This window comes from Arthrobacter rhamnosi (assembly GCF_054510855.1).
The window spans coordinates 430,493-451,061 of sequence record NZ_JBTNDT010000002.1 but is presented as its reverse complement, the minus strand read 5'-3'; the positions used below and the strand labels follow the sequence as shown (position 1 = coordinate 451,061).

Sequence of the window (20,569 nt, the reverse complement as noted above, 5' to 3'; positions counted from 1 at the left end):
GCCGCCCAGCGTGTCCGTCTCGAGCATGAGGCGCCCGGCTGATGCCCATGCGGCGCCGTAGTAGGTGCTGAACTCCCCGGTCAGCGCGCGCCGGCCACGGCGTCCGGCAGATCGCGCCCCAGCCGCCCGATGAGCGCGGAGCTCTCCGCCCGGATGGTCCCGAGGGAGCTCCCGGCGCCGCACAGCACCATCGCTGCGTCCGCCACCTGGAGTGGCGAGTCGGGCGTGACCTGGCCGTCGGCTCGAAGGCTCACGAGGGATTCGACCAGGCGGAAGGCGAGTTCGCCGTGATGGCGGGCATCGCCGGACCAGAGCGGTGCGGGGACAGCGGCTGAGCCCAGCCGACGGTAGAGGCCGCGCAATTCCCCGCGGTCGGCGAGGAATGAGCGGAAGCGCTCGTCCCGGGCTTCCGGCAGGTGGTAGAGGACCCCGATGTTCCACCGCCCGCTGCACAGCTGCGTCCCGTCGAACAACGCCACGGCATGGAGCCGGGCGGCGGGTGAGACGGTGCCGTCCCCGATGGCGGACGCTGCACGGGCGAAGACCAGCCCCCCTGCCACCGTTCCGGTCAGGAGCTCCTCGAGGATGTCGTCCTTCGTGGCGAAGTGGTGGTAGAGCGAGGACTGCCGTATCCCGACCGCGTCCGCGATGGCGCGGGTCGAGGTGGTGGCGTAGCCCTGCGTGGTGAAGAGCTCCGCCGCCGCGTCGAGGATCTCCTCACGGGCCGTGGCTCCGGGGCGGGTCGACTGGCGCGTGCGGGGACGTCCCGGTCCGGTGAGGGTCACGGCCTCATTCTTGCACCCGGAGGAACCCCTCTCGGCGCGGTACCGCCCGCGGGAAACGCCGAAACATAGCGGAAATAACCTGCTCACGAGCCTTTTACATCCGTGAAACCCGAGCGGGACCTCGGATTGGAAAACTATCAAGTGACCGGTATTACGCAGTGCCCCATCGCTTGCACCGGCACCCATCCCGTTCGAACCACGGAGACCTCCGATGACGATTCCCACCTCGACCCACCCGGACGACGCCGACCTCACCTCCCTCGGCTATGAGCCCTCCCTGCACCGCAAGCTGGGCCGCTACGCGTCCTTCGCGGCGGGTTTCTCCTTCGTCTCCATCCTCACCACGATCTTCCAGCTCTTCGCCTTCGGGTACTCGTTCGCCGGTCCTGCGTTCTTCTGGACTTGGCCGATCGTCCTCGTGGGCCAACTGCTCGTGGCCCTGAACTTCGCCGAACTGGCAGCCCGCTATCCGCTGTCGGGCGCGGTGTACCAGTGGGCACGGCGCGTGGGCGGCGAGACGGTGGGCTGGTTCGCCGGCTGGTTCATGGCAGTGGCACAGGTGGTCACGGCCGCCGCCGCAGCCATCGCCCTGCAGGTGGTGCTGCCGCAGCTGTGGAGCGGTTTCCAGCTCGTCGGCGGCGACCCTGCGCTCAACACCGTCACGGGCGCCGCGAACGCCGTCGTCCTGGGCGCCATCCTCCTGGTCGCCACCACCGTCATCAACGCGATGGGTGTCCGGCTCATGGCCCACATCAACTCGGTGGGCGTGACCTGCGAGATCGTCGGCGTCATCGCCGTCGTCCTCGCCCTTCTCACCGCGGCGCAGCGCGGGCCCGACGTGGTCCTGGACACCACGGCGCTGCAGGGCTCGGACCTGGGCGCCGTCGGGGCGTTCCTCGTCTCCGGCCTCATGGCCGCCTACGTCATGGTGGGCTTCAACTCGGCCGGCGAGCTCTCCGAGGAGACCAAGGACCCTCGCCGCACCGCACCCCGCACCATCATCTCCGCCCTGGCGATCTCCGGGGTCGGCGGAGCCCTCATGATCATCACCGCGCTCATGGCGGCACCGAGCCTCGACGACGGCCGCCTGGCCACCGAAGGGCTCCCCTACGTCCTGACCGCGGTCCTCGGCACCTTCTGGGGCAAGGTCCTCCTGGTCGACGTCGCCATCGCGATCTTCGTCTGCACCCTCGCCATCCAGACCGCCGGCTCACGCCTGGTCTTCTCGATGGCACGGGACGGCAAGCTCCCCGCCTCGACCCTGCTCTCCACCGTCCACCCCCGCCGCGGCACCCCGATGTGGCCCTCCATCGCCATCGGCGCCCTCGCCGTCGGCGTCCTGGCCATCAACGTGGGCAACGCAGCCCTCTTCACCACCCTGACCAGCGTCTGCATCGTCATGGTGTACATCGCGTACCTCCTGGTCACCGTCCCGCAGCTGATCAACCGGCTGCGCGGCGACTGGGACCGCGTGGGCCAGACCATGCCGTCGGGCCTCTTCTCCCTGGGCCGCTGGGGCCTGCCCGTGAACGTGCTCGCCGTCCTCTACGGCGCCGTCATGGTGGTCAACCTGTCCTGGCCCCGCCCCGAGGTCTACGACCCCGCCGGCGAGAACGGCATCCTCCTCTACTCCGCCCCCCTGATGGTCACCGTCGTGCTGCTCGGAGGTCTCTGGATCCGCCGGAGCATCGCAGCCAGGACCTCCTAGTACCCCGCCCGCACCCCGCAGCAGACTGCGCACCGACCACCAGGATCGACAAGGATCGACATGACACAGACCACCGACACACCGGCAGGCACGGCCACCACGGCCGGAGCCCGCGCCCACGCCCGGGACCAGCACCGCCGCACGGCGGACACGATGCGCCACATCCCGGTGGCCACCGCACCCTCCCGGCTCACGGACGTACTGCCCGACGGTGCCGCCGACCGCCTGGTCTGGTCGGAGGCGCTGGCCTTCGGCCGCTACACGACGCTGCACCTCGCCCGCGGCACGCGCCTCCGCCTCACGGACACGGGGGATGCCTGCGTGCACACCCTCCTGTACCGGGCCGGCGCCCTCCACGAACGCTTCAATGCGGCCGACACCGTCAAGGTGCCCTGGCAGGCCTACCCCGGGACCGGGCACCCCCTCCTGTCCGACGCCGGCCGCGTCCTGGCCACGATCGTCGAGGACACCTCGGGCAGCCACGACGCCCTGACGGGCGCCACCACCCTGGCCGGGAACACCGCCCGTTACGGGGCCGGGACGGCGCACAGCGACTCCCCCGCCGCACGGGAACTGCTGACCCTCGGGGCACTGAAGAGCGGCCTCGGCCCACGGGATGTCGCCCCGTCGCTGACCCTCTTCAAGGGCATCCAGGTGGACCCGGACGGCGGGATCCGCTTCACCGGCAGCGCCGGCCCCGGAGCGCACGTCGACCTGCTGCTGCACCTGGACGCCGTCGTCGTGCTGGCCAACACCGCACACCCGCTCGACCCGCGTGCCGACTTCACCGGCAGCACCGTCGGGATCACCGCATGGCGGGCGCCCGAGGACCTCGCCGCACTGGCCGAGGGACGCCTGATCGGGCCGCTGGCGCCCGAACACCTCCAGGCCCTCGACAACACCGAGCACGACCTCGCCGCAAGGAGCACCCGATGAGCACTACATTTCCGCAGCAGGCGACCGACGCCGCCCTCGTCCCGGGAGCCGTGGTCCTCGACGAGTACGTCGAAGCACGCGGACCGTGGTCCGCAGTCGTCTCCGCGGGCGACGTCCTCACCATCGTGGACCTCGACGGCAATCAGGCGGTCGACTGCCTCCTCTACGCCGCCGGTGACACCACGGTCCGGTACTCGGCGCCGGTCACCATCGCGCAGCAGCGCTCCATCGTCCTCACCACCGGCTCCGTGCTCCGCGCCGACACGAGCCTCGCCCTCATGACGGTGGTCGCGGACGAGGTGGGCGTGCACGACACCATCGGCGGCGCCTGCTCCCAGGAATCCAACACCCTCCGGTACGGCCAGCACACGCGTGAGCAGCACGCCTGCGTGGAGAACTTCCTCATCGAGGGCTCCCGCTGGGGGCTGGGCAAGCGGGACCTCGTCTCCAACATCAACTGGTTCATGAACGTCCCCGTCGATCCCGACGGCGCCCTGGGGATCGTCGACGGCCTCTCCGCGCCCGGCAAGCGCGTCGCCCTCCGGGCCGAGGTGGACACCCTGGTGCTCGTCTCGAACTGCCCCCAGGTCAACAATCCCTGCAACGGCTTCAATCCGACACCCGTCCGCATAATCGTCACACGCCCGGAGACTGCCGCATGAACCGCTTCGACACCCTGCTGGTGGCCAACCGCGGAGAGATCGCCTGCCGCATCATCGAATCGGCCCGTGCGCTCGGCCTGCGCACGGTTGCCGTGTTCTCCGAGGCGGACCGCGGCGCCCGCCACGTCCGGCTCGCCGACGAGGCCGTGCTCCTCGGCCCGGCACCCGCCAAGGAGTCCTACCTCCGCGTCGAGGCCCTGCTGGCAGCCGCGGCGTCCACCGGTGCCGGCGCCATCCACCCCGGCTACGGCTTCCTGTCCGAGGACGCCGACTTCGCGGAGGCAGTCGAGGCAGCCGGGCTCGTGTTCGTGGGTCCCACGCCCGACCAGCTCCGCACCTTCGGCACCAAGCACACCGCCCGCGACGCCGCGCAGGCCGCCGGCGTCCCCATGATCGCGGGCTCCGGACTGCTGGACGGCGTCGACGACGCCCTGGCAGCCGGGGCGGCCATCGGGTACCCGCTCATGCTGAAGGCAACCGGCGGCGGAGGCGGCATCGGGATGACCGTCTGCCGCAGCGAGGAGGAACTCGCGGAGAGCTTCCCCCGCGTGGCCCGCCTCGCCGGAGCGAGCTTCGGCACCGCCGGCGTCTTCGCGGAGCGGTACGTGGAGAACGCCCGCCACGTGGAGGTCCAGGTCTTCGGCGACGGCGAAGGCCGGGTGGTCAGCCTGGGCGACCGCGACTGCTCGCTGCAGCGCCGGCACCAGAAGGTCCTTGAAGAAGCGCCCGCGCCGGACCTGCCGGACGCCCTCCGCGAGGAACTGCACCGCAGCTCGCGCGCGCTGTGCGCATCGCTGGGCTACCGCTCCGCCGGGACCGTGGAGTTCGTCTACGACTCCGTCCGCCAGGAGGCCTCATTCCTGGAGGTGAACGCGCGCCTGCAGGTCGAGCACCCGGTCACGGAGTCCGTGACCGGCGTCGACCTGGTCGAGTGGATGCTCCGCCTCGCGCAGGGCGGGCCCGACGCCGCGGCCGTCCTCGCCGGTGTCCCCGACAGCGTCCCGGTCTCGGGCCACGCCGTCGAGGCACGGGTCTACGCCGAAGACCCCGCCCGCGGCTTCCAGCCCAGCGCGGGCACGATCACCAACGCCGCCTACCCGGAGGCGGACTCCATCCGGGTGGACACCTGGGCCGAGACCGGCAGCGAGGTCTCCACCAACTACGATCCCCTACTGGCGAAGATCATCGCCTCCGGCACCAGCCGCGGCGAGACCTTCGACCGGCTGGCCGGCGCGCTGACCGGCACGCGGATCGACGGCATCGAGACCAACCTCGGCATGCTGCGCGCCGTCAGCACGCTCGACGTCGTCCGCGCGGCCGGACACTCGACCAGCACCCTCGATACGGTCGGTGATCCCGAACCACGCATCACGGTGGAGCGGCCCGGCCTGCAGACGAGTGTGCAGGACTGGCCGGGCCGCACGGGCCTGTGGCAGGTGGGCGTCCCGCCGAGCGGCCCGATGGACGACCTCTCCTTCCGGCTGGGCAACCAGGCCCTCGGGAACCCGGAGGGCGCTCCGGGCCTCGAGTTCACCATGACCGGGCCCAGCCTGACCTTCTCGCACGCCACGACCCTGTGCGTGACCGGTGCAGAGGTCCGGGTGACGGTGGACGGCGCCGAGGTCGCGGCCTGGGAGCCGGTCACGGTTCCCGCGGGCGGAACACTCGACGTCGGGAGCGCGGACGGCGCCGGCCTGCGCGGCTACATCCTCTTCGCGGGGGGCCTCGACATCCCGCTGTACCTCGGCAGCGCCTCCACGTTCACCCTGGGCCAGTTCGGCGGGCACGCCGGGCGTGTCCTCCGCACCGGTGACGTCCTGAGGACCGTGCCCACGGACTCGCCCACGGGATCGTCCCCGGTGGCGCTCGACGCCCGGCCCGCCCTGACGTCCCGGTGGGAGCTCACGGTGGTCGAGGGCCCGCACGGAGCGCCCGAGTTCTTCCAGAGGGAAGACATCGACGATCTCCTCGCCACCGACTACGAGGTGCACTTCAACTCCGCCCGCACCGGCGTCCGGCTCATCGGGCCCAAGCCCCGCTGGGCGCGGAACGACGGCGGCGAAGCGGGCCTGCACCCCTCCAACATCCACGACACCGCCTACTCCGTGGGCGCACTGGACTTCACCGGGGACACGCCCATCCTCCTCGGACCGGACGGACCCAGCCTCGGCGGGTTCGTCTGCCCCGTGACCGTCGTGGCGGCCGACCGCTGGAAGCTCGGGCAGCTCCGCCCGGGCGACACCGTGCGCTTCGTGCCGGTCCGCACCGTCCAGGCGCCCTCGCTGCGGGACCTCGGTCCCGGGCGGCAGCTGATCCTGCCCGACGCCCCCGAACTCCCGTCCGGCGCGGGCACCTCGTCCCTGCACCAGCACCTGGTCCGCGGCGGATACGGCGACGACGGCGTGCTGGCACGTGTGGCGGAGGAACCGGGCAGGCCCGCCGTGACATACCGGCGGTCCGGCGACGACAACCTCCTCGTCGAGTACGGCGACATGGTCCTCGACCTCGGCCTCCGGGCGCGGGTCCACGCCCTGCACCAGGCCATCGAGCAGATGCGGCTTGCCGGCGTCGTCGACCTGACGCCGGGGATCCGCAGCCTGCAGATCAAGGTGGACCCCTCCGTCCTGTCCAGCCGCCGCCTGCTGGAGGTGGTGCAGGACATCGAGAGCGCCCTGCCGGCCAGTTCGGAACTCGTGGTGCCCAGCCGCTCGGTGCGCCTGCCCCTGTCCTGGGACGACCCCGCGACCCGCGAGGCGATCGAGCGGTACATGGCCGGAGTGCGCGATGACGCCCCCTGGTGCCCGTGGAACATCGAATTCATCCGGCGTATCAACGGACTGGACTCGGTGAATGACGTCTTCGACACCGTCTTCGACGCCGAGTACCTCGTCCTCGGCCTGGGCGATGTGTACCTCGGCGCGCCCGTCGCGACGCCCCTCGATCCCCGGCACCGCCTCGTCACCACCAAGTACAACCCGGCCAGGACGTGGACGCCGGAGAACGCCGTCGGTATCGGCGGCGCGTACATGTGCATCTACGGCATGGAGGGACCCGGCGGCTACCAGTTCGTGGGCCGCACCACCCAGGTCTGGTCGCGCTACGCCGACTCGGCACCGTTCGAGCCGGGATCCCCGTGGTTGCTGCGGTTCTTCGACCGCATCTCCTGGTACCCCGTCAGCCCGGAGGAACTGCTCGACCTGCGCGCCGACATGGCGGCAGGCCGCGGGCGCGGCGTCGAGATCGAGGAGGGGACCTTCTCCCTCGCCGAGCACGAACGCTTCCTCGAGGAGAACAGCGCATCCATCGCGGAGTTCCGCGTGCAGCAGTCCGCCGCCTTCGCCGTCGAACGCCAGGCATGGGCCGACGCCGGCGAGTTCGACCGCGCCGATGCCGCAGCCGCCACCGTTCCGGACACGGAGGACCTGGTGGTGCCCGACGGCGCGTCCCTGGTCTCCGCGCCGTTCGCCGCCAGCGTCTGGAAAGTGGATGTGGCACAGGGCGAGACCGTCCTGAAGGGACAGCCCCTCGTCTCGCTCGAGGCCATGAAGATGGAGACCGTCCTCACCGCACCCTGCGACGGACTGGTGCTGCAGGTCCTGCCGGTCGCCGGGTCCCAGGTCGTGGCCGGCGAGGCACTGGTGGTCCTCGGCGCATCGCCGGAGCTCGAGCCCCATCCGTCGTCCACCCCGGAACCCGAAGCAAGCGCAACGGAAGAGGTAGCTGCATGAGCACCCAGGCAACCGACCGCGTACGCACCGCACTCGCGGCCCTCGACGCCGTGGACCGGCCCGAGATCTGGGTGACGGTCCGCACGGCGGAGGACCTCCTCGCCGAGGCCGCCGACGTCGACGCCCGGGTGAGCGGCGGCGAGGAGCTTCCCCTGGCGGGACTCGTCCTCGCCGTGAAGAACAACGTGGACGTGGCCGGAATCCCCACCACCGCCGGGTGCCCGGGCTTCTCCTACCTCCCGGAGGAGGACGCGGAAGCAGTGCGCCGGCTGCGGGCCGCGGGCGCCGTGGTACTGGGTGCGACCAACCTGGACCAGTTCGCCACCGGACTCGTGGGAACCCGCAGCCCGTACGGGGCGGTGCGCGATGCCCGCCGCCCGGAGTACATCTCCGGCGGATCGAGTTCCGGCTCGGCTGTCGCCGTCGCACTGGGCCTCGCGGACATCGCGATCGGCACCGACACGGCCGGATCCGGGCGAGTCCCCGCCGGGCTCCAGGGCATCGTGGGCATCAAGCCCACGCTGCACGTCGTCTCCACGGACGGCGTGGTGCCCGCCTGCCGCTCCTGGGATGCCGTGACGATCCTCGCGCGGGACCTCGCCACGGCCGAGCGCGCAATGGGTGTCATGGCCGGTGGGGCGCGCCCGTGGCCGTCCGCGGTACGCCTCGCGGCCCCGAGCCGGCCCCGCGTCGCCTACCCGGCCGAGCTGCCCGAGCTGTCCCCGGCCTGGGCTGTGGAATTCGGCCGCCAGGTCGCCCGGCTCGAGGCGGCCGGCGTCGACGTCCAGCCCCTTCCGATCGATAAATTCCTGCAGGCCGCCCGGCTGCTCTACGACGGGGCCCTCGTGGCGGAGCGCCATGCCGCCGTCGGAGCCTTCGTCGACAGCGCCACTGCGGACGGCAATCCCGCAGGCCTCGATCCCACCGTCGCCGGCATCATCCGCTGCGCCGGCACCCTGGCTGCCCACGAGTACGTGGCGGACACCGGCCGGCTGGCCGACCTCGAGCGGGCCGCGCTCGCGCAGCTCGAGGGCTTCGACGCCCTCCTGGTGCCCACGGCTCCCCTGCATCCCCTCCTCGCCGAGGTGGCAGCGGATCCGATCGGGGTCAACTCCCGCATGGGGACGTACACGAACTTCTGCAACCTCTTCGACATGTGCGCGGTCGCCGTGCCGGTGGGCGAGGTAGAGGAAGCCCAGTTCGGCGTGACGGTCGTCGGGCGCACCTTCGACGACGCCGTCGTCGCGGACATCGCCCGCCGGATCGAACGGACACCGGCTCCTCCCGCGCTGTTCGCCCCCGGAGCGGTCGGCCCGATGGACACCGCGGAGCCCTGGCCGCTGGCAGCCGGAGCGGCCGGCGTCCCGCTCGTCGTCGTGGGCGCGCACCGCCGCGGCCAGGTCCTCGCGCGGGACCTCGAGGAACTCGGCGGGTTCTGGGACGGTCCGGTCCGCACGGCCGCCCGCTACCGCATGGTGGCACTGGACACCCAGCCGCCGAAACCGGGCGTGTACCGCTCGGACGACGGCGCGGAACTAGTGGCCGAGCGATGGATCCTCTCCGAGGCGGCACTCGGACGCTTCCTGGCGGCGCTGCCCGAGCCCATGCTGCTCGGATCCGTCGTCCTGAACGACGGCACGACCGCCGTCGGGTTCGCCTGCGATGCGATCGCCGCCGCTACGGGCAGGGACATCACGGACTACGGCGACTGGCTCGCGGCGACGGCCCCGCCCGGACCGGAGGATTCCGGAACGGAAGCCACGAAACAGCGGTCCCATGGCGCCGTCCGGGACTTCCTCGTGACCGCGCTCGGGCGCGGCAGCTACGCCGACGTCGGGCGCCAGTAGCCGTGGCGTCTTCGGCGGGCACGCACGGCATCGACGACGGGACGACCGGAACCGGGTGGCGGACCCGGTGGTGGGGTGTACGGCCCGCGGGGAACGACGACGCAGGGGACTGGCATTATTCCTGGCTCCTGCCCGGTGACGTGGTCTGCCCGATACCGGGCAGGACCACTCCCCGGGAGGAGACCTGACCGAGCGGGGTCGGCGAACCGATCGCGGGGTGGCGCCGACGGCTGCCCTCGTGCCGTCGTTCCCTCTGCGGACACTTCCTGTCCGGGACAGCGAGCGCGGGAGGCCCCCTCGGGGCACAATCAGGGCATGACACTGCGCTGGTATTCAACCGTCATCGAGTCCACGGACCACCGGGCCCTGGCACACTGGTGGGCCGATGCGCTCGGCTGGGACATCATGTTCGAGACCGACGACGAGGCCGTGGCCGTGCCGCCATGGGCGCGCGACCTCGGTCCGACGCTCAGGTTCGAGCAGGTACCGCCGGGCCTCGTCTTCGTGCCCGTGGAGCACGAGAAGCAGGGCAAGAACCGCCTGCACCTCGACTTCGCTCCGCACACGAGCCAGGACCGCGACGCTGAGATCGAGCGGCTCATCTCCCTCGGCGCGAAGCGCATCGACATCGGACAGGGTCCGGATGTCAGTTGGGAGGTCCTCGCGGACCCCGACGGGAATGAGTTCTGCGTGCTGTCGTCGCGGGAGTACTAGAACTCCGCGCCGGACGACGGGAGATACCGCTCCGGGGTCGCCGTCGCGGTATCTTCCGTCATCTGGTCGGTCCGGACTCCAGCAGGCCGGCGCCGGACTACAGCTCGACGCGCTCCGTCTCGATGACTTCCTTGCGCACCTGTCCGCCCACGACCTCGTCCTGGGTGTGCACCTCGCGGCTCACCCGGACACGCTCGATGGGGACGACGTCCATCTCGACGCGCGGCTTCTCCTCGTAGAGGACCACCTCGACGGTGTCGCCGTTGAAGGCGGTCTCCACCGCCGAGTACAGCCGCTCCCGCTCGGCGTCCGTGTACGATCCCTTGCCGTCGTCGTAGAACGGCGTGCCGTCCTTGACGGGCACTCGTTCGACCACGAGCTCCTCGCGCCGGATCTGCACCGTCATGGTGACGTCCTCGGTGACCACGCGCTTGACGAGGCGCACGCGCTCCGTCTCCCGGATCTCCGTGCTCACGCGCAGCTGCTCCTCGGAGCGCGTCATCGCGTAGTCGCCCTCGGGACGCGACGACTGCGTGCGGACCGGGGCCGCGTCCGAGACGCGCCCGTCGGTCGCGACGTCGTCGTCCTTCGCTGCCATGAGGCCGTAGTAGCGGAGCAGGTGCTGCTCCTCCTCGGGGCTGAGGTGCCCGTCCTGGGACATCTTCGGGGAGTCGTAGACCTTGGCGTGGGTGTAGGGCAGGCGGACGTCGCGACCCTCGAGGGTGGCGCCGTTCAGGGGAGCGAAGGATTCCGGGTTCCCGACCTTGTGCGTGGCCACCGTGACCCAGCTGGGCTCCCCGGTGGCGTCGTCGACATAGAGCTGGCCCATGGGGCCCAGGACGGCTCCGTCCTCGCTCAGCACGTTGGCGCCGGCGTTCATCGAGTCCTTCATCTGGTCGAGCGAGATCATGGTTGCCCTTTCGAGGAGGTTGACTTCCCTTCACCGTAGGTCCCACCCGACCGGATAGCAAGCATGCTTACTACTCGGGGGTCGGCGGGCGCGCCCTCCTGGCCCTTCGGTGATCGGCCGTGACGGCCCTATCCTGTCCCCATGCCACTCCTGCCGAGGCCCATCCGCGCCGTGCGCGTCTCCGACGAATCACACCGCGTCACCACCTTCGAGCTCTTCTTCGACCTGGTCTTCGTGTTCGCTTTCACCCAGGTCACCGGTTTCATGGCGCACGCGCACTCCTTCCCCGGCATCCTTCAGGGCATGATCATCCTCGGCATGCTGTGGTGGTCCTGGGTGTGCTATTCGTGGCTCGCCAACCAGACGCACGTGGACGAAGGCATCATGCGCCTCGGGCTGTCCACCGTCATGATCGCCATGTTCATCGCCTCCCTCGCCATCCCGGAGTCGTTCGAGGACCTCGCGGGCGGCCTCAGCGGCCCCCTCGTCCTGGCGCTCGCCTACGTCGTCGTGCGCGTACTGCACCTGGTGCTGTACGCCTACGCGGCAATGGAGGACAAGCCGCTCCAGCGCCAGGTCCTCACGACGTCGGTCGCCATGGTGTCGGGGTCGGTACTCATCGTGATGGGCGCGCTGATCGGCGGCGCCTCCCAGACCTGGTTCTGGCTCGCAGGGCTGACCGTCGACGTCACACTCACCTACCTCACGTCCGCGAGCGGGAATTGGCGGGTCCATTCGGCGGCGCACTGGACCGAGCGCTACGGGCTCGTGGTCATCCTGGCCCTCGGCGAGTCGATCGTGGCCATCGGGGTGGGCGCATCCCAGGAACCTGTGAGCATCCCGATCCTCCTCGGGGCCATGTGCGGCATCGCCCTCTCCATCTGCCTGTGGTGGCTCTACTTCGATGTCACGGCCATCGCTGCCGAGCATCGCTTCGCGACACTACGCGGCAGGGATCGTGCCTCCGCCGCCGTCGATGCCTACACCTACCTGCACCTGCCGCTCGTGGCGGGCATCGTGCTGTCCGCGCTCGGCATCGAGGACGTCCTGGCACACGTCGACGAGACGGAGGGCCTTGGCATCCTCGGCGCATTCGCGCTCTTCGGCGGCACCGCCCTCTATCTGCTGGGCGGCGCCGCTTTCTGGCGACGGGTGGGAGGCGGCTGGAAGAAATGGCGGCTCGGCGGTGCTGGTGCGCTGCTCCTGCTTCTGCCGGCCGCCGCGCAGCTTGCACCCCTCGGGGCGCTGGCCCTCGCCGCCGGAGTGACGGGAGTCCTCGTCGCGGCGGAGAGCTCCCTGTATGCCGAGACCCGGGACAGGGTCCGCGCCCGGCGGTGACCCACGGCGGGATCGAGGAGTCGTGCCGGAGCGAGGAGGCGGAGCCCATCGCGTCGGTGGTCCAGGCCGTGGGCACTCGGCCCGTCAGCCGGTGAGCACCTGGATGACGAGGAGCACCACCGGCAGGTAGAGGACCCCGGCCACGGTCTGCAGGGTGATCGTGGAGGCCATCAGCCTCGAGTCGCCGCCGAGCGCCCGGGCCATGACATAGGCGGAGGACGCCGTGGGCAGGGACAGGAAGAGGATCACGGTCCCGGCGGGTTCGCCGGTGAGGCCGAACAGCACGCAGCCGGCGATCCCCAGGGCGGGCATCACCGCGAACTTGACTCCGGTGGCGATCAGCACGGCCCCCAGGTTGGAGCCCATGCTCCGCAGGTCCAGTGCCGCTCCCACGCACAGGAGGCCGAGCGGCAGCGACGCACTGCCGAGCGTCCGCACGAAGTCGGAGATGCCCGGCGGCAATCCCGCACCCGTGACATTCAGGAGGATCCCGACCACGCAGCCGAGAATCAGCGGGTTGGTGACGATGGTCCGGATGGTGCCACCCGCCGTCAGCCTCTCCGCCCCGTAGCGCGCGAAGGCGAGCGTGCAGAGAACGTTCACGAGCGGGACGAGGATCGTGTTCGCGATGGCGGCGAGTGCGACGCCGTCGGACCCGAACAGGGCCAGGGCGATCGACAGCCCGAGGTAGTTGTTGAAACGGATGCTGCCCTGCAGGACGGAGGTGAAGGCCGGTCCGTCGAGGTCGAGCCAGCGCTGGGCGATCACCAGCCCGGCAGCTGTCAGGATGACCGGTCCGGCGAGGATCGGTGCCATCAGCGCGATCGGCAGGCCCCCGAGGTCCGCCGTCGACGTGCCGTGGATGAACAGCGCCGGCAGGAGGATGAAGTAGCAGAGCCGCTCGGCCGGCGGCCAGAAGGCCGGAACCAGGAAGCTCCGGGCACGGAGTGCATACCCGAGGGCGATCAGGCCGATCACCGGGCCGAGCGCCACGAGGGTCTGGGCGATCACCGGGCCGCGCCGGCGGGCAGGAGCCGGGTCACCAGCCCCGCGCCAGGAGCCACTCGGCGGCCAGGCTGCTCCACTGTTCCGCGGCGCCGCTCCCCTCGGCCAGGCCGAGGCCGTGCTCCCCCTCGGCGAAGACATGCAGGGCGTGGGGGACCGCCTGCGCGGCGAGGGCCTGCCCGAGGAGGTACGCGTGTTCCACGGGGACAGCCTCGTCCGCGGCGGTGTGCCAGACGAAGAACGGAGGAGCATCAGCCGAGACGAGGCGGTCCAAAGAGGTTTCCGCGCGGATCTCCGCTCCGGCGTCGGGCCCGAGCAGCTCGTCCTGTGAGCCGCGATGCGTCGCGAGTTCCATGGACACTACGGGATAGCAGAGGACGGCCGCGTCGACGCGCTCGTCATCGGAGGCACCCGGAGCAAGTGCCGCGTGCCCTGCGAGGTGGCCTCCGGCCGAGAAACCGAGGACCGCCAGCCGTTCGACACCGGCGGCCCGGACGCGGCGGATCTCGGCGCGTACGGCGTCGAGCGGCGCGGGATGCCGGGTCTGCACCGGGTAGGAGAAGACGCCGGCCGACAGGCCCAAGGAGCGCAGCCTTGCGGCCACGACCTCGCCCTCGTTGTCGGACAGCATGGTGTAGCCGCCTCCGGGCAGGACGATGACATGCGAGGACTCCATGTCACCACCGTACTGTGGCGCCGTCGGCCAGGGCTGCAGGACTGTGGACGGGGAGAAGCCCTGGCCTACGCGTGCAGGAGAACCGGCACGCGCCGGTTAAACGAGGACGCCCCCGGCGGGGCCAGGGGCGTCGTCGTGCTGAGGGCCTGTCAGCCCTCGCACTCGGTGCAGAACTTGTCACCGTTCTTCTCGCGCGCGAGCTGGCTGCGGTGGTGCACCAGGAAGCAGGACATGCACGTGAACTCGTCCTCCTGCTGCGGGATCACCTGGATCAGCAGCTCCTCGTGCGAGAGGTCGGCCCCGGGAAGGTCGATGCCTTCGGCGGTTTCGCCGTCCTCCACGTCGATCAGCGCAGTCTGCGTGGTCGCGCTGCGCTGTGCCTGAATTGCCTCGAGGGACTCGTTGGCCGGCTGGTCTTCCGGGCGAACGCGTGGCTCGTCGTAGTCGGTTGCCATGGGGGTAGATCTCCTTCTGTGGGCGGGTATTACGCCCAGATGCCACTCTCAACCTCGGCAGAGGCGGAAGTATTCCATATACCGGGAGCAATATACCCGGTCCGACGGATGTTTTTCTGCATCCTTCCGGAGCGCCCCGCTCTTTGTGACGCGGGGCGTCGGCATGGTAGGCGCCCATTCGTCCGATGGCGTGGACCGGTCGTCGCCCGACGCCGCCCCTGCCCCTGACCATCGAATCCCGGTTCGTGGACGGTGCCGTCGTAGGGTTGGTCCGACCTGTCCGGACGTCCGAGGAGCTTCCATGGCACCCGTTATCGGCCGCCGCGGCACGACGGCGACCGGCGTCCTGCCCGCGGCGGACGCCGTCCGCCCATGAGCCGCACCGCGGTCCTTCGCGCCAACGGCCTGCTGGACGCCGGCCCGATGGCGGCGATCCTCGCGAACCACGCCATCCCGGGCTGCGAGGTGGCGGACCGGACCGGGCACTCGCATTCGCGCCTGCTGGCGACGCCGGGCGGATCGCGCCGGATCACCGTCACCATACGGCCCGACGGCGTCGGACTCACCGCAGACACGGACGACGACGACGAATTCGCCCAGCTCGCACACACGACCCGCGGCTGGCTGGACCTCGACACGGACGTCGACGCCGTCGCGCGTGCGTTCGGGGGAGATCCCGTCCTCGGACCCTTGGTACGCCGTCGCCCCGGGCTCCGGGCCGTCGGGTACCCGGACGCCTTCGAGGCGGCGATCATGACCGTGCTCGGGCAGCAGGTGTCCGTGGCCGCGGGCGGCACCTTCGGTGGCAGGCTCGCGGCCGCGTACGGCACGGCGTCGCCCTCCGGCCTCACGGTCTTCCCTGCGCCGGGCACCATCGCCGACGCTCCGCAGGAGGAACTGCGCGCCGCCGTCGGCGTGACCCGCGCACGCGCCGCAACCGTGCAGAACGTCGCGCGCGCCGTCGTCGACGGCCTGTCCCTCGACCCCGGAGGCGACCACGTGCAGCTGCGGAAGGAACTGCTCGCCATCCCGGGTATCGGCCCTTGGTCCGCCGACTACCTCGCAGTGCGCGTCCTGCGGGACCCGGACGCCTTTACGCCCGGCGACCTCGTGGCCCGGCGCGCGATGGGCAACCCGAGCATCCGGGACGCGGACCGGTTGTCCCGGGCCTGGCGCCCCTACCGCGCCTACGCCCTCTTCCACCTCTGGACGGCGGCGACCTACCGCGGGGCCTAGGCGGGAACTGTCCGGCCGCTGCGCAGCGCGATCTCCAGCTCGAAACGCACCTTCGGGTTCCTGAGGTCCTCACCGAACAGCTCGCGCAGCTGGAGCACCCGGTACCCCACCGTCTGCGGGTGGATGCCGAGCTCGTCCGCGATCGGGGCGCGCTGGCCCCAGTGCCGCAGCCAGGCGAGCAGGGTCTCCTCGAGTTTCTCGCGCTGACCGGCCGGCAGCCCGGCCAGCGGTGCGAGCCTCCGCTGGGCGAGCTCCCCCACGGCGGACGGCTCCGCGGCCAGGACCACCTCGGTCAGGTGCTCGTCGGCCCAGACGGGAGGATCGTCCTCGCCCTCGCGCGGCGGCAACATGGACGCCGCCAGGACCGCCAGCCGCAACGAATCGGCGACCTGCTCGAGCCCGCCGGCCGGTCCGATGGACGCACTCCTGCCGGTCAGGACCCGCTGCAGGTCCGCGCGGGACGCCACCCCCCGCTCGGGGACCAGGGCGACGGCGTCCGTCTCACGCTCGATGACGATCCCACCCGGTGCAAGCCTCTGGCGCAGTCCCTGCGCGCGCTCGAGCGGCAGCGTCACGACGGCGAGTTGGGCCGGCACGGCCCAGTCGGCGAGCGACGCCGCCTGCCGCAGCGACGTCTCGTCCGCCTGCCCGAGGAGCAGCAGTTCCAGCAGTTCCGCACGACGGCGGTCGACGGCCCCGGCCCGTTCGGACTGCTCGAAGGCGTAGGCCTCGGCGCTGACCGCGGAGAGTTCGTCGATGTAGGCCATGATCGATTCCCCGAGGTCCACCACCACCGCGGAGCCCAGGCCCTCCTCCATCGAGCGGCGCGACATCTCCCGGAAGGTCACGCGCGCACCCATCCGATAGGCCCCGAGCAGCGAATCCATGCTGCGTCCCTGGCGGAATTCGCCGCGGCCCAGGCCGGCCACCAGCTGGCGGCTCTGGTCGGACAGTGCGGGCAGGCTCGTGCCCGGCAACTCGAGGAACCGCTCCAGGGCGACGGCGACCCCGAGGCGCAGTGCGTGGCCGAAGCCCCCTTCGATCGGACGCGCATATGCCGGCACCAGCTGGGGGACGGTCTGGATGATGGCCTCGACCAGATCGCCCGTGAGCGGCCGGAGGCGGTCGCTCACCTGGGGCGGGAGGGCGAGCCAGGGCGGCTCGGGAGGAGTTCCCACAACCTCGTCAGAACTCATCCGGACGGCCCCGATCTATCTCTCCACGACAATGCAACTCCGTCAACTGTATGCGAAGAGTGAAGAATTTTAGCGGGAGAGGCTATATCGTTGGTGCAATGATCCGGTTCACGAAGCTGGCGCGTGTAGCCTCCGCGCTCATCACCCCGCTCACGCCGGAAGACTTCCTCGCCCTGTTCAATCCGGTGTACTCCTCCCGCCAGCTCCGGGGCGTCGTCACCCGCGTGGTGCGCGAAACCGAGGACTCCGCCACGATCTACTTCCGCCCCGGCCACGGCTGGCACGGCCACCAGGCCGGGCAGTGGGCGCGCATCGGCGTCGAACTGGACGGCGTCCGCCACTGGCGCTCCTATTCGCTGAGCAACGCCGCCGGGCACGATCCAGCCATCACGGTCAAGGACGCCGGCGCGGTGTCGCACGTCCTGGTCCGGGACACCAAGCACGGGGACGTCCTGTTCCTCGCGCCGCCGCAGGGCGACTTCGTCCTTCCCGAGCACCCGCGGTCCCTGCTCATGCTCACGGCGGGCAGCGGCATCACTCCGGTCATGTCCATGATCCGCACGCTGGTCCCCCGACGCCCGGACGCCGACGTGGTGCTCATCAACTCGAACAGCACGCCGGAGAAGAGCCTGTTCCGCGAGGAACTGGACGAGCTCGCCGACCAGTTCCCCAACCTCACGGTCCGCCACTGGTTCACGAGCGCCCGTGGCAGGCTGGAGTTCACGGCCAAGACCATCGCGGACCTCTGCCCGGACTGGCGGTCCCGCGCCGCCTACGCCTGCGGCCCAGAGGGCTTCCTCAACTCGGCCGAGGAACTCTGGAACCGCGAGGCAGCCCTCGAGACCGCCCGCACCGCCCCGAGCATCACGGCCGGAGCCGAGGCGCAGGCCAGCACGGGCACCCTCACCATCGAGCGGTTCACCACCGACCTCACCGCCGGCGCCGGGCACGACGGCGGCCTCGTCACCTTCGAGCAGTCCGACCGCGAGGTACAGGCCGACGGCGACACCCCGCTGCTGGACATCGGCGAGGATGCCGGCATCCTCATGCCGAGCGGTTGCCGCATGGGCATCTGCCACAGCTGCCTCATCCCGCTGCGTGCCGGGCAGGTCCGGGACCTCCGGACGGGTGAACTGCACAACGAACCCGGCCAGCTCATCCAGACCTGCGTCTCGGCGGCCGCCGGGCCCGTGAACCTCGACCTTTAACCCCCAACGGAGGAGTCCCCATGACCACCACGCTGACCCGCCCGGGCGCCCTTGCGGCGTCGGGCCACCCCCTGGTCCGCCCCGACGCCGCCAAGCACCTGACGGACGAGCAGGTCGAGGAACTCGGCCGCGAGCTCGACGCCGTGCGTGACGAGATCCTCGCCAAGCGGGGGGCGACCGACGCCGCATACATCCGCCGCGTCATCAAGGTCCAGCGCAGTCTCGAGTTCGCAGGCCGCGGTACCCTCCTCTTCAGCAAGTACAAGGCCGCCTGGGTCGCCGGCACGGCCATGCTGAGCGTCGCCAAGATCCTCGAGAACATGGAGATCGGCCACAACGTGCTCCATGGCCAGTGGGACTGGATGCGCGATCCGGACATCCACTCGACCACGTGGGAGTGGGACTTCGTGACCCCTGCCCGCTCCTGGCAGCACACGCACAACGACCTGCACCACCGCTGGACCAACGTCATCGGCAAGGACAGGGACGTCGGATACAACCTGCTCCGCATGGACCCCGACCAGCCGTGGCGCCCCTTCAACCTCGGCAACCCCCTGTACAACGCCATCCTGGCGCCGGTCTTCGAGTGGGGCATCGCCCTGTACGACCTCGAGATCCCCGAGTACAAGGAAGGCCTGAAGTCCAAGGAGGACATGAACCGCGACCTCAAGGCCGTCGGCAAGAAGGTCCTCACGCAGTTCTCCAAGGACTACGCCGCCACCCCGGCCGTCGCCATGCTGACGGGTTCCGGCAAGCAGGCCCTCTACGGGACGCTCGCGGCCAACGCCATCCGCAACTTCTGGGCACACGCCGTCATCTTCTGCGGCCACTTCCCCGAGGGCACGGACACGTTCACGGAGGAGGAGGTCGAGGGGGAGACCCGCGGCGACTGGTACGTCCGGCAGATGATCGGCTCCGCCAACATCTCCGGCTCGAAGTTCATGCACCTGATGACCGGCAACCTGTCGCACCAGATCGAGCACCACTGCTTCCCCGACCTGCCGTCCAACCGGTACGCCGAGGTCGCCGTGAAGGTCCGCGACATCTGCTCGCGCTACAACCTGCCCTACACCACCGGCCCCCTGCCCAAGCAGGTCGCCTCCACCTGGGGAAAGATCTTCAAGCTCGCACTGCCCAACCGCAAGCCCCGGACCGCGTAAGGGCGCCTGGCACTCCGCCGAGCCGACAGGAAGGACCGCCGAAAGCGTTTTTCGGCGGTCCTTCCTGTTCTCCCGGTACCTCACCGGAGGCACCGGGCAGCCCGGCCGGATCAGACGGAGGCATCCTCCGCGAGGAGCGCATCGACCTGCCCGAGGGCGAGCCTGAGGCCCTCCTCCATGCCCATCGCGACCATCTGGTCGAGCTGTTCGAGGGACTCGAACGAGGTCGTCATCGTCATGCGCGTCCGCCCGCCGAGGTCCTCGAGGGTGACTTCGGCGTGGGTCTCGCCCATGTCCGCCACCGGCTCGCCGTCCTCGTCGGCGAACCCGTCGTCGAACGTCAGGCGGTGCGGCGCCTCGACGCCGGTGATGCGCCACCAGCCCCGCGCCTTCTCGCCGTCGGGACCGGTCATGTAGTAGGCCGCACGCCCGCCCGGGACGAACTCCAGGGAGTCGAAGGTCGCGGGCCACGTCGGCGGTCCCCACCACCGCTCGAGCTGCCGCAGATCCTCCCAGATCCGCCAGACGCGTTCCACCCCCGCGTCGAACTCCGCGACGAGCCGGAAGTTGAGTGCCTCGGTGTCCTTCTCCGTACTGATGACCGCCATGATGATGCCTTCCTAGTCCTCATCCAGAATCTCTTCGATCCGTTCGACCCGCTGTCGCCAGATCCTTTCGTAGTCGTCCAGCAGGCGGCGGGCCCTGTGCACGCCGTCGACCTGTCCCCGCACGATCTGCTCCCGTCCGCGTTTCTCCTTGGTGACGAGAAAGGCTCGCTCGAGCACGGCGACGTGCTTCTGTACCGCTGCGAAACTCATGTCGTACTGCTCGGCCAGGCCGGATACCGAATACTCGGCGACCAGGACGCGCGCCACGATATCCCGCCGTGTCGCGTCGGCGAGCGCCTGGAACAGGCGGTCCACCTCGTCCTCACTCATCTGATTTACAACCATGTGGTTGTACGTTATGCCCGGTGAGCACGAAGGTCAAGGGCTCTTACCGCGG

19 protein-coding genes are annotated in these 20,569 nt (G+C 70.5%); 11 read left to right on the top strand and 8 right to left on the bottom strand.

The annotated features are described in order from the left end of the window. Window positions 1–80 precede the first annotated feature (80 nt). Complete coding sequence (locus ACX80I_RS06495; protein WP_459344298.1) at window positions 81–785, bottom strand: TetR/AcrR family transcriptional regulator; 705 nt, start codon at window positions 783–785, stop codon at window positions 81–83. Between the two features lie 211 nt (window positions 786–996). Here ACX80I_RS06495 and ACX80I_RS06490 point away from each other — a divergent pair, with 211 nt between their 5' ends. The 7 genes from ACX80I_RS06490 (at window position 997) to ACX80I_RS06460 (ending at window position 10,380) form a co-directional block, all read left to right on the top strand. Beyond that, window positions 997–2,493: an amino acid permease gene (locus ACX80I_RS06490; protein WP_459344297.1), complete on the top strand. Its 1,497-nt coding sequence runs from the start codon at window positions 997–999 to the stop codon at window positions 2,491–2,493. Between the two features lie 60 nt (window positions 2,494–2,553). Beyond that, the gene (locus ACX80I_RS06485; protein WP_459344296.1) at window positions 2,554–3,429 is read left to right on the top strand and encodes an urea amidolyase associated protein UAAP1; all 876 of its coding nucleotides are present in this window, start codon (window positions 2,554–2,556) and stop codon (window positions 3,427–3,429) included. Continuing rightward, window positions 3,426–4,091, top strand: a complete 666-nt coding sequence (locus ACX80I_RS06480; protein WP_459344295.1) for an urea amidolyase associated protein UAAP2 — start codon at window positions 3,426–3,428, stop codon at window positions 4,089–4,091. The genes ACX80I_RS06485 and ACX80I_RS06480 overlap by 4 nt, the downstream gene beginning before the upstream one ends. After that, entirely contained in the window at window positions 4,088–7,819 is a 3,732-nt protein-coding gene (gene uca, locus ACX80I_RS06475; RefSeq protein ID WP_459344294.1) for an urea carboxylase, read from the top strand. Before ACX80I_RS06480 ends, uca begins: the two co-directional genes overlap by 4 nt. After that, entirely contained in the window at window positions 7,816–9,666 is a 1,851-nt protein-coding gene (gene atzF, locus ACX80I_RS06470) for an allophanate hydrolase (protein ID WP_459344293.1), read from the top strand. Before uca ends, atzF begins: the two co-directional genes overlap by 4 nt. A 2-nt stretch (window positions 9,667–9,668) precedes the next feature. Continuing rightward, window positions 9,669–9,854 carry a hypothetical protein gene (locus ACX80I_RS06465; protein ID WP_459344292.1) on the top strand — a complete coding sequence of 62 codons (186 nt, stop codon included), beginning with the start codon at window positions 9,669–9,671 and terminating at the stop codon, window positions 9,852–9,854. A gap of 127 nt (window positions 9,855–9,981) precedes the next feature. Beyond that, on the top strand, window positions 9,982–10,380 hold the full coding sequence (locus tag ACX80I_RS06460; RefSeq protein WP_459344291.1) for a VOC family protein: 399 nt from the start codon (window positions 9,982–9,984) through the stop codon (window positions 10,378–10,380). Window positions 10,381–10,477: 97 nt separating this feature from the next. Here ACX80I_RS06460 and ACX80I_RS06455 read toward each other — a convergent pair whose 3' ends face one another. Then, window positions 10,478–11,290, bottom strand: coding sequence for a YsnF/AvaK domain-containing protein (locus ACX80I_RS06455; protein WP_459344290.1), 813 nt, complete (start codon window positions 11,288–11,290; stop codon window positions 10,478–10,480). 141 nt (window positions 11,291–11,431) lie between these two features. Here ACX80I_RS06455 and ACX80I_RS06450 point away from each other — a divergent pair, with 141 nt between their 5' ends. Next, a complete protein-coding gene (locus ACX80I_RS06450) occupies window positions 11,432–12,628 on the top strand; it encodes a low temperature requirement protein A (protein ID WP_459344289.1) in 1,197 nt (398 codons plus the stop codon). 84 nt (window positions 12,629–12,712) lie between these two features. Here ACX80I_RS06450 and ACX80I_RS06445 read toward each other — a convergent pair whose 3' ends face one another. From ACX80I_RS06445 to ACX80I_RS06435, 3 genes are all read right to left on the bottom strand, one after another. Next, window positions 12,713–13,639 (bottom strand): AEC family transporter, encoded by a 927-nt coding sequence (locus tag ACX80I_RS06445; RefSeq protein WP_459344288.1) that lies wholly within the window; start codon window positions 13,637–13,639, stop codon window positions 12,713–12,715. 28 nt (window positions 13,640–13,667) lie between these two features. Continuing rightward, entirely contained in the window at window positions 13,668–14,309 is a 642-nt protein-coding gene (locus ACX80I_RS06440; protein ID WP_459344287.1) for an alpha/beta hydrolase, read from the bottom strand. A 149-nt stretch (window positions 14,310–14,458) separates the two neighbouring features. Continuing rightward, a complete protein-coding gene (locus ACX80I_RS06435; RefSeq protein WP_087072246.1) occupies window positions 14,459–14,764 on the bottom strand; it encodes a DUF4193 domain-containing protein in 306 nt (101 codons plus the stop codon). 372 nt (window positions 14,765–15,136) lie between these two features. On the opposite strand from ACX80I_RS06435, the gene ACX80I_RS06430 reads away from it, so the two are divergent. Continuing rightward, window positions 15,137–16,000 (top strand): DNA-3-methyladenine glycosylase family protein, encoded by an 864-nt coding sequence (locus tag ACX80I_RS06430; RefSeq protein ID WP_459344286.1) that lies wholly within the window; start codon window positions 15,137–15,139, stop codon window positions 15,998–16,000. Here the strand turns inward: ACX80I_RS06430 and ACX80I_RS06425 are convergent. Further along, complete coding sequence (locus ACX80I_RS06425) at window positions 15,997–17,196, bottom strand: PucR family transcriptional regulator (protein WP_459344285.1); 1,200 nt, start codon at window positions 17,194–17,196, stop codon at window positions 15,997–15,999. The genes ACX80I_RS06430 and ACX80I_RS06425 overlap by 4 nt on opposite strands. Before the next feature lie 98 nt (window positions 17,197–17,294). Here ACX80I_RS06425 and ACX80I_RS06420 point away from each other — a divergent pair, with 98 nt between their 5' ends. Both ACX80I_RS06420 and ACX80I_RS06415 read left to right on the top strand, forming a co-directional pair. After that, window positions 17,295–18,404 (top strand): ferredoxin reductase, encoded by a 1,110-nt coding sequence (locus ACX80I_RS06420; protein WP_459344284.1) that lies wholly within the window; start codon window positions 17,295–17,297, stop codon window positions 18,402–18,404. A 20-nt stretch (window positions 18,405–18,424) separates the two neighbouring features. Beyond that, window positions 18,425–19,564: a fatty acid desaturase family protein gene (locus ACX80I_RS06415; RefSeq protein ID WP_459344283.1), complete on the top strand. Its 1,140-nt coding sequence runs from the start codon at window positions 18,425–18,427 to the stop codon at window positions 19,562–19,564. A gap of 110 nt (window positions 19,565–19,674) precedes the next feature. Here the strand turns inward: ACX80I_RS06415 and ACX80I_RS06410 are convergent, their stop codons facing one another. Beyond that, entirely contained in the window at window positions 19,675–20,172 is a 498-nt protein-coding gene (locus tag ACX80I_RS06410) for an SRPBCC family protein (protein WP_459344282.1), read from the bottom strand. A gap of 12 nt (window positions 20,173–20,184) precedes the next feature. Further along, window positions 20,185–20,517: an ArsR/SmtB family transcription factor gene (locus ACX80I_RS06405; RefSeq protein ID WP_459344281.1), complete on the bottom strand. Its 333-nt coding sequence runs from the start codon at window positions 20,515–20,517 to the stop codon at window positions 20,185–20,187. Window positions 20,518–20,569 lie beyond the last annotated feature (52 nt).

What these genes read in the sequence shown, in the direction of transcription:
- ACX80I_RS06490 (WP_459344297.1), top strand. Translation starts at nt 997, where the DNA reads ATGACGATTCCCACCTCGACCCACCCGGACGACGCCGACCTCACCTCC.
- ACX80I_RS06485 (WP_459344296.1), top strand. Translation starts at nt 2,554, where the DNA reads ATGACACAGACCACCGACACACCGGCAGGCACGGCCACCACGGCCGGA.
- ACX80I_RS06480 (WP_459344295.1), top strand. Translation starts at nt 3,426, where the DNA reads ATGAGCACTACATTTCCGCAGCAGGCGACCGACGCCGCCCTCGTCCCG.
- uca (WP_459344294.1), top strand. Translation starts at nt 4,088, where the DNA reads ATGAACCGCTTCGACACCCTGCTGGTGGCCAACCGCGGAGAGATCGCC.
- atzF (WP_459344293.1), top strand. Translation starts at nt 7,816, where the DNA reads ATGAGCACCCAGGCAACCGACCGCGTACGCACCGCACTCGCGGCCCTC.
- ACX80I_RS06460 (WP_459344291.1), top strand. Translation starts at nt 9,982, where the DNA reads ATGACACTGCGCTGGTATTCAACCGTCATCGAGTCCACGGACCACCGG.
- ACX80I_RS06455 (WP_459344290.1), bottom strand. Translation starts at nt 11,290, where the DNA reads ATGATCTCGCTCGACCAGATGAAGGACTCGATGAACGCCGGCGCCAAC.
- ACX80I_RS06450 (WP_459344289.1), top strand. Translation starts at nt 11,432, where the DNA reads ATGCCACTCCTGCCGAGGCCCATCCGCGCCGTGCGCGTCTCCGACGAA.
- ACX80I_RS06440 (WP_459344287.1), bottom strand. Translation starts at nt 14,309, where the DNA reads ATGGAGTCCTCGCATGTCATCGTCCTGCCCGGAGGCGGCTACACCATG.
- ACX80I_RS06435 (WP_087072246.1), bottom strand. Translation starts at nt 14,764, where the DNA reads ATGGCAACCGACTACGACGAGCCACGCGTTCGCCCGGAAGACCAGCCG.
- ACX80I_RS06430 (WP_459344286.1), top strand. Translation starts at nt 15,137, where the DNA reads ATGAGCCGCACCGCGGTCCTTCGCGCCAACGGCCTGCTGGACGCCGGC.
- ACX80I_RS06425 (WP_459344285.1), bottom strand. Translation starts at nt 17,196, where the DNA reads ATGAGTTCTGACGAGGTTGTGGGAACTCCTCCCGAGCCGCCCTGGCTC.
- ACX80I_RS06420 (WP_459344284.1), top strand. Translation starts at nt 17,295, where the DNA reads ATGATCCGGTTCACGAAGCTGGCGCGTGTAGCCTCCGCGCTCATCACC.
- ACX80I_RS06415 (WP_459344283.1), top strand. Translation starts at nt 18,425, where the DNA reads ATGACCACCACGCTGACCCGCCCGGGCGCCCTTGCGGCGTCGGGCCAC.
- ACX80I_RS06410 (WP_459344282.1), bottom strand. Translation starts at nt 20,172, where the DNA reads ATGGCGGTCATCAGTACGGAGAAGGACACCGAGGCACTCAACTTCCGG.
- ACX80I_RS06405 (WP_459344281.1), bottom strand. Translation starts at nt 20,517, where the DNA reads ATGGTTGTAAATCAGATGAGTGAGGACGAGGTGGACCGCCTGTTCCAG.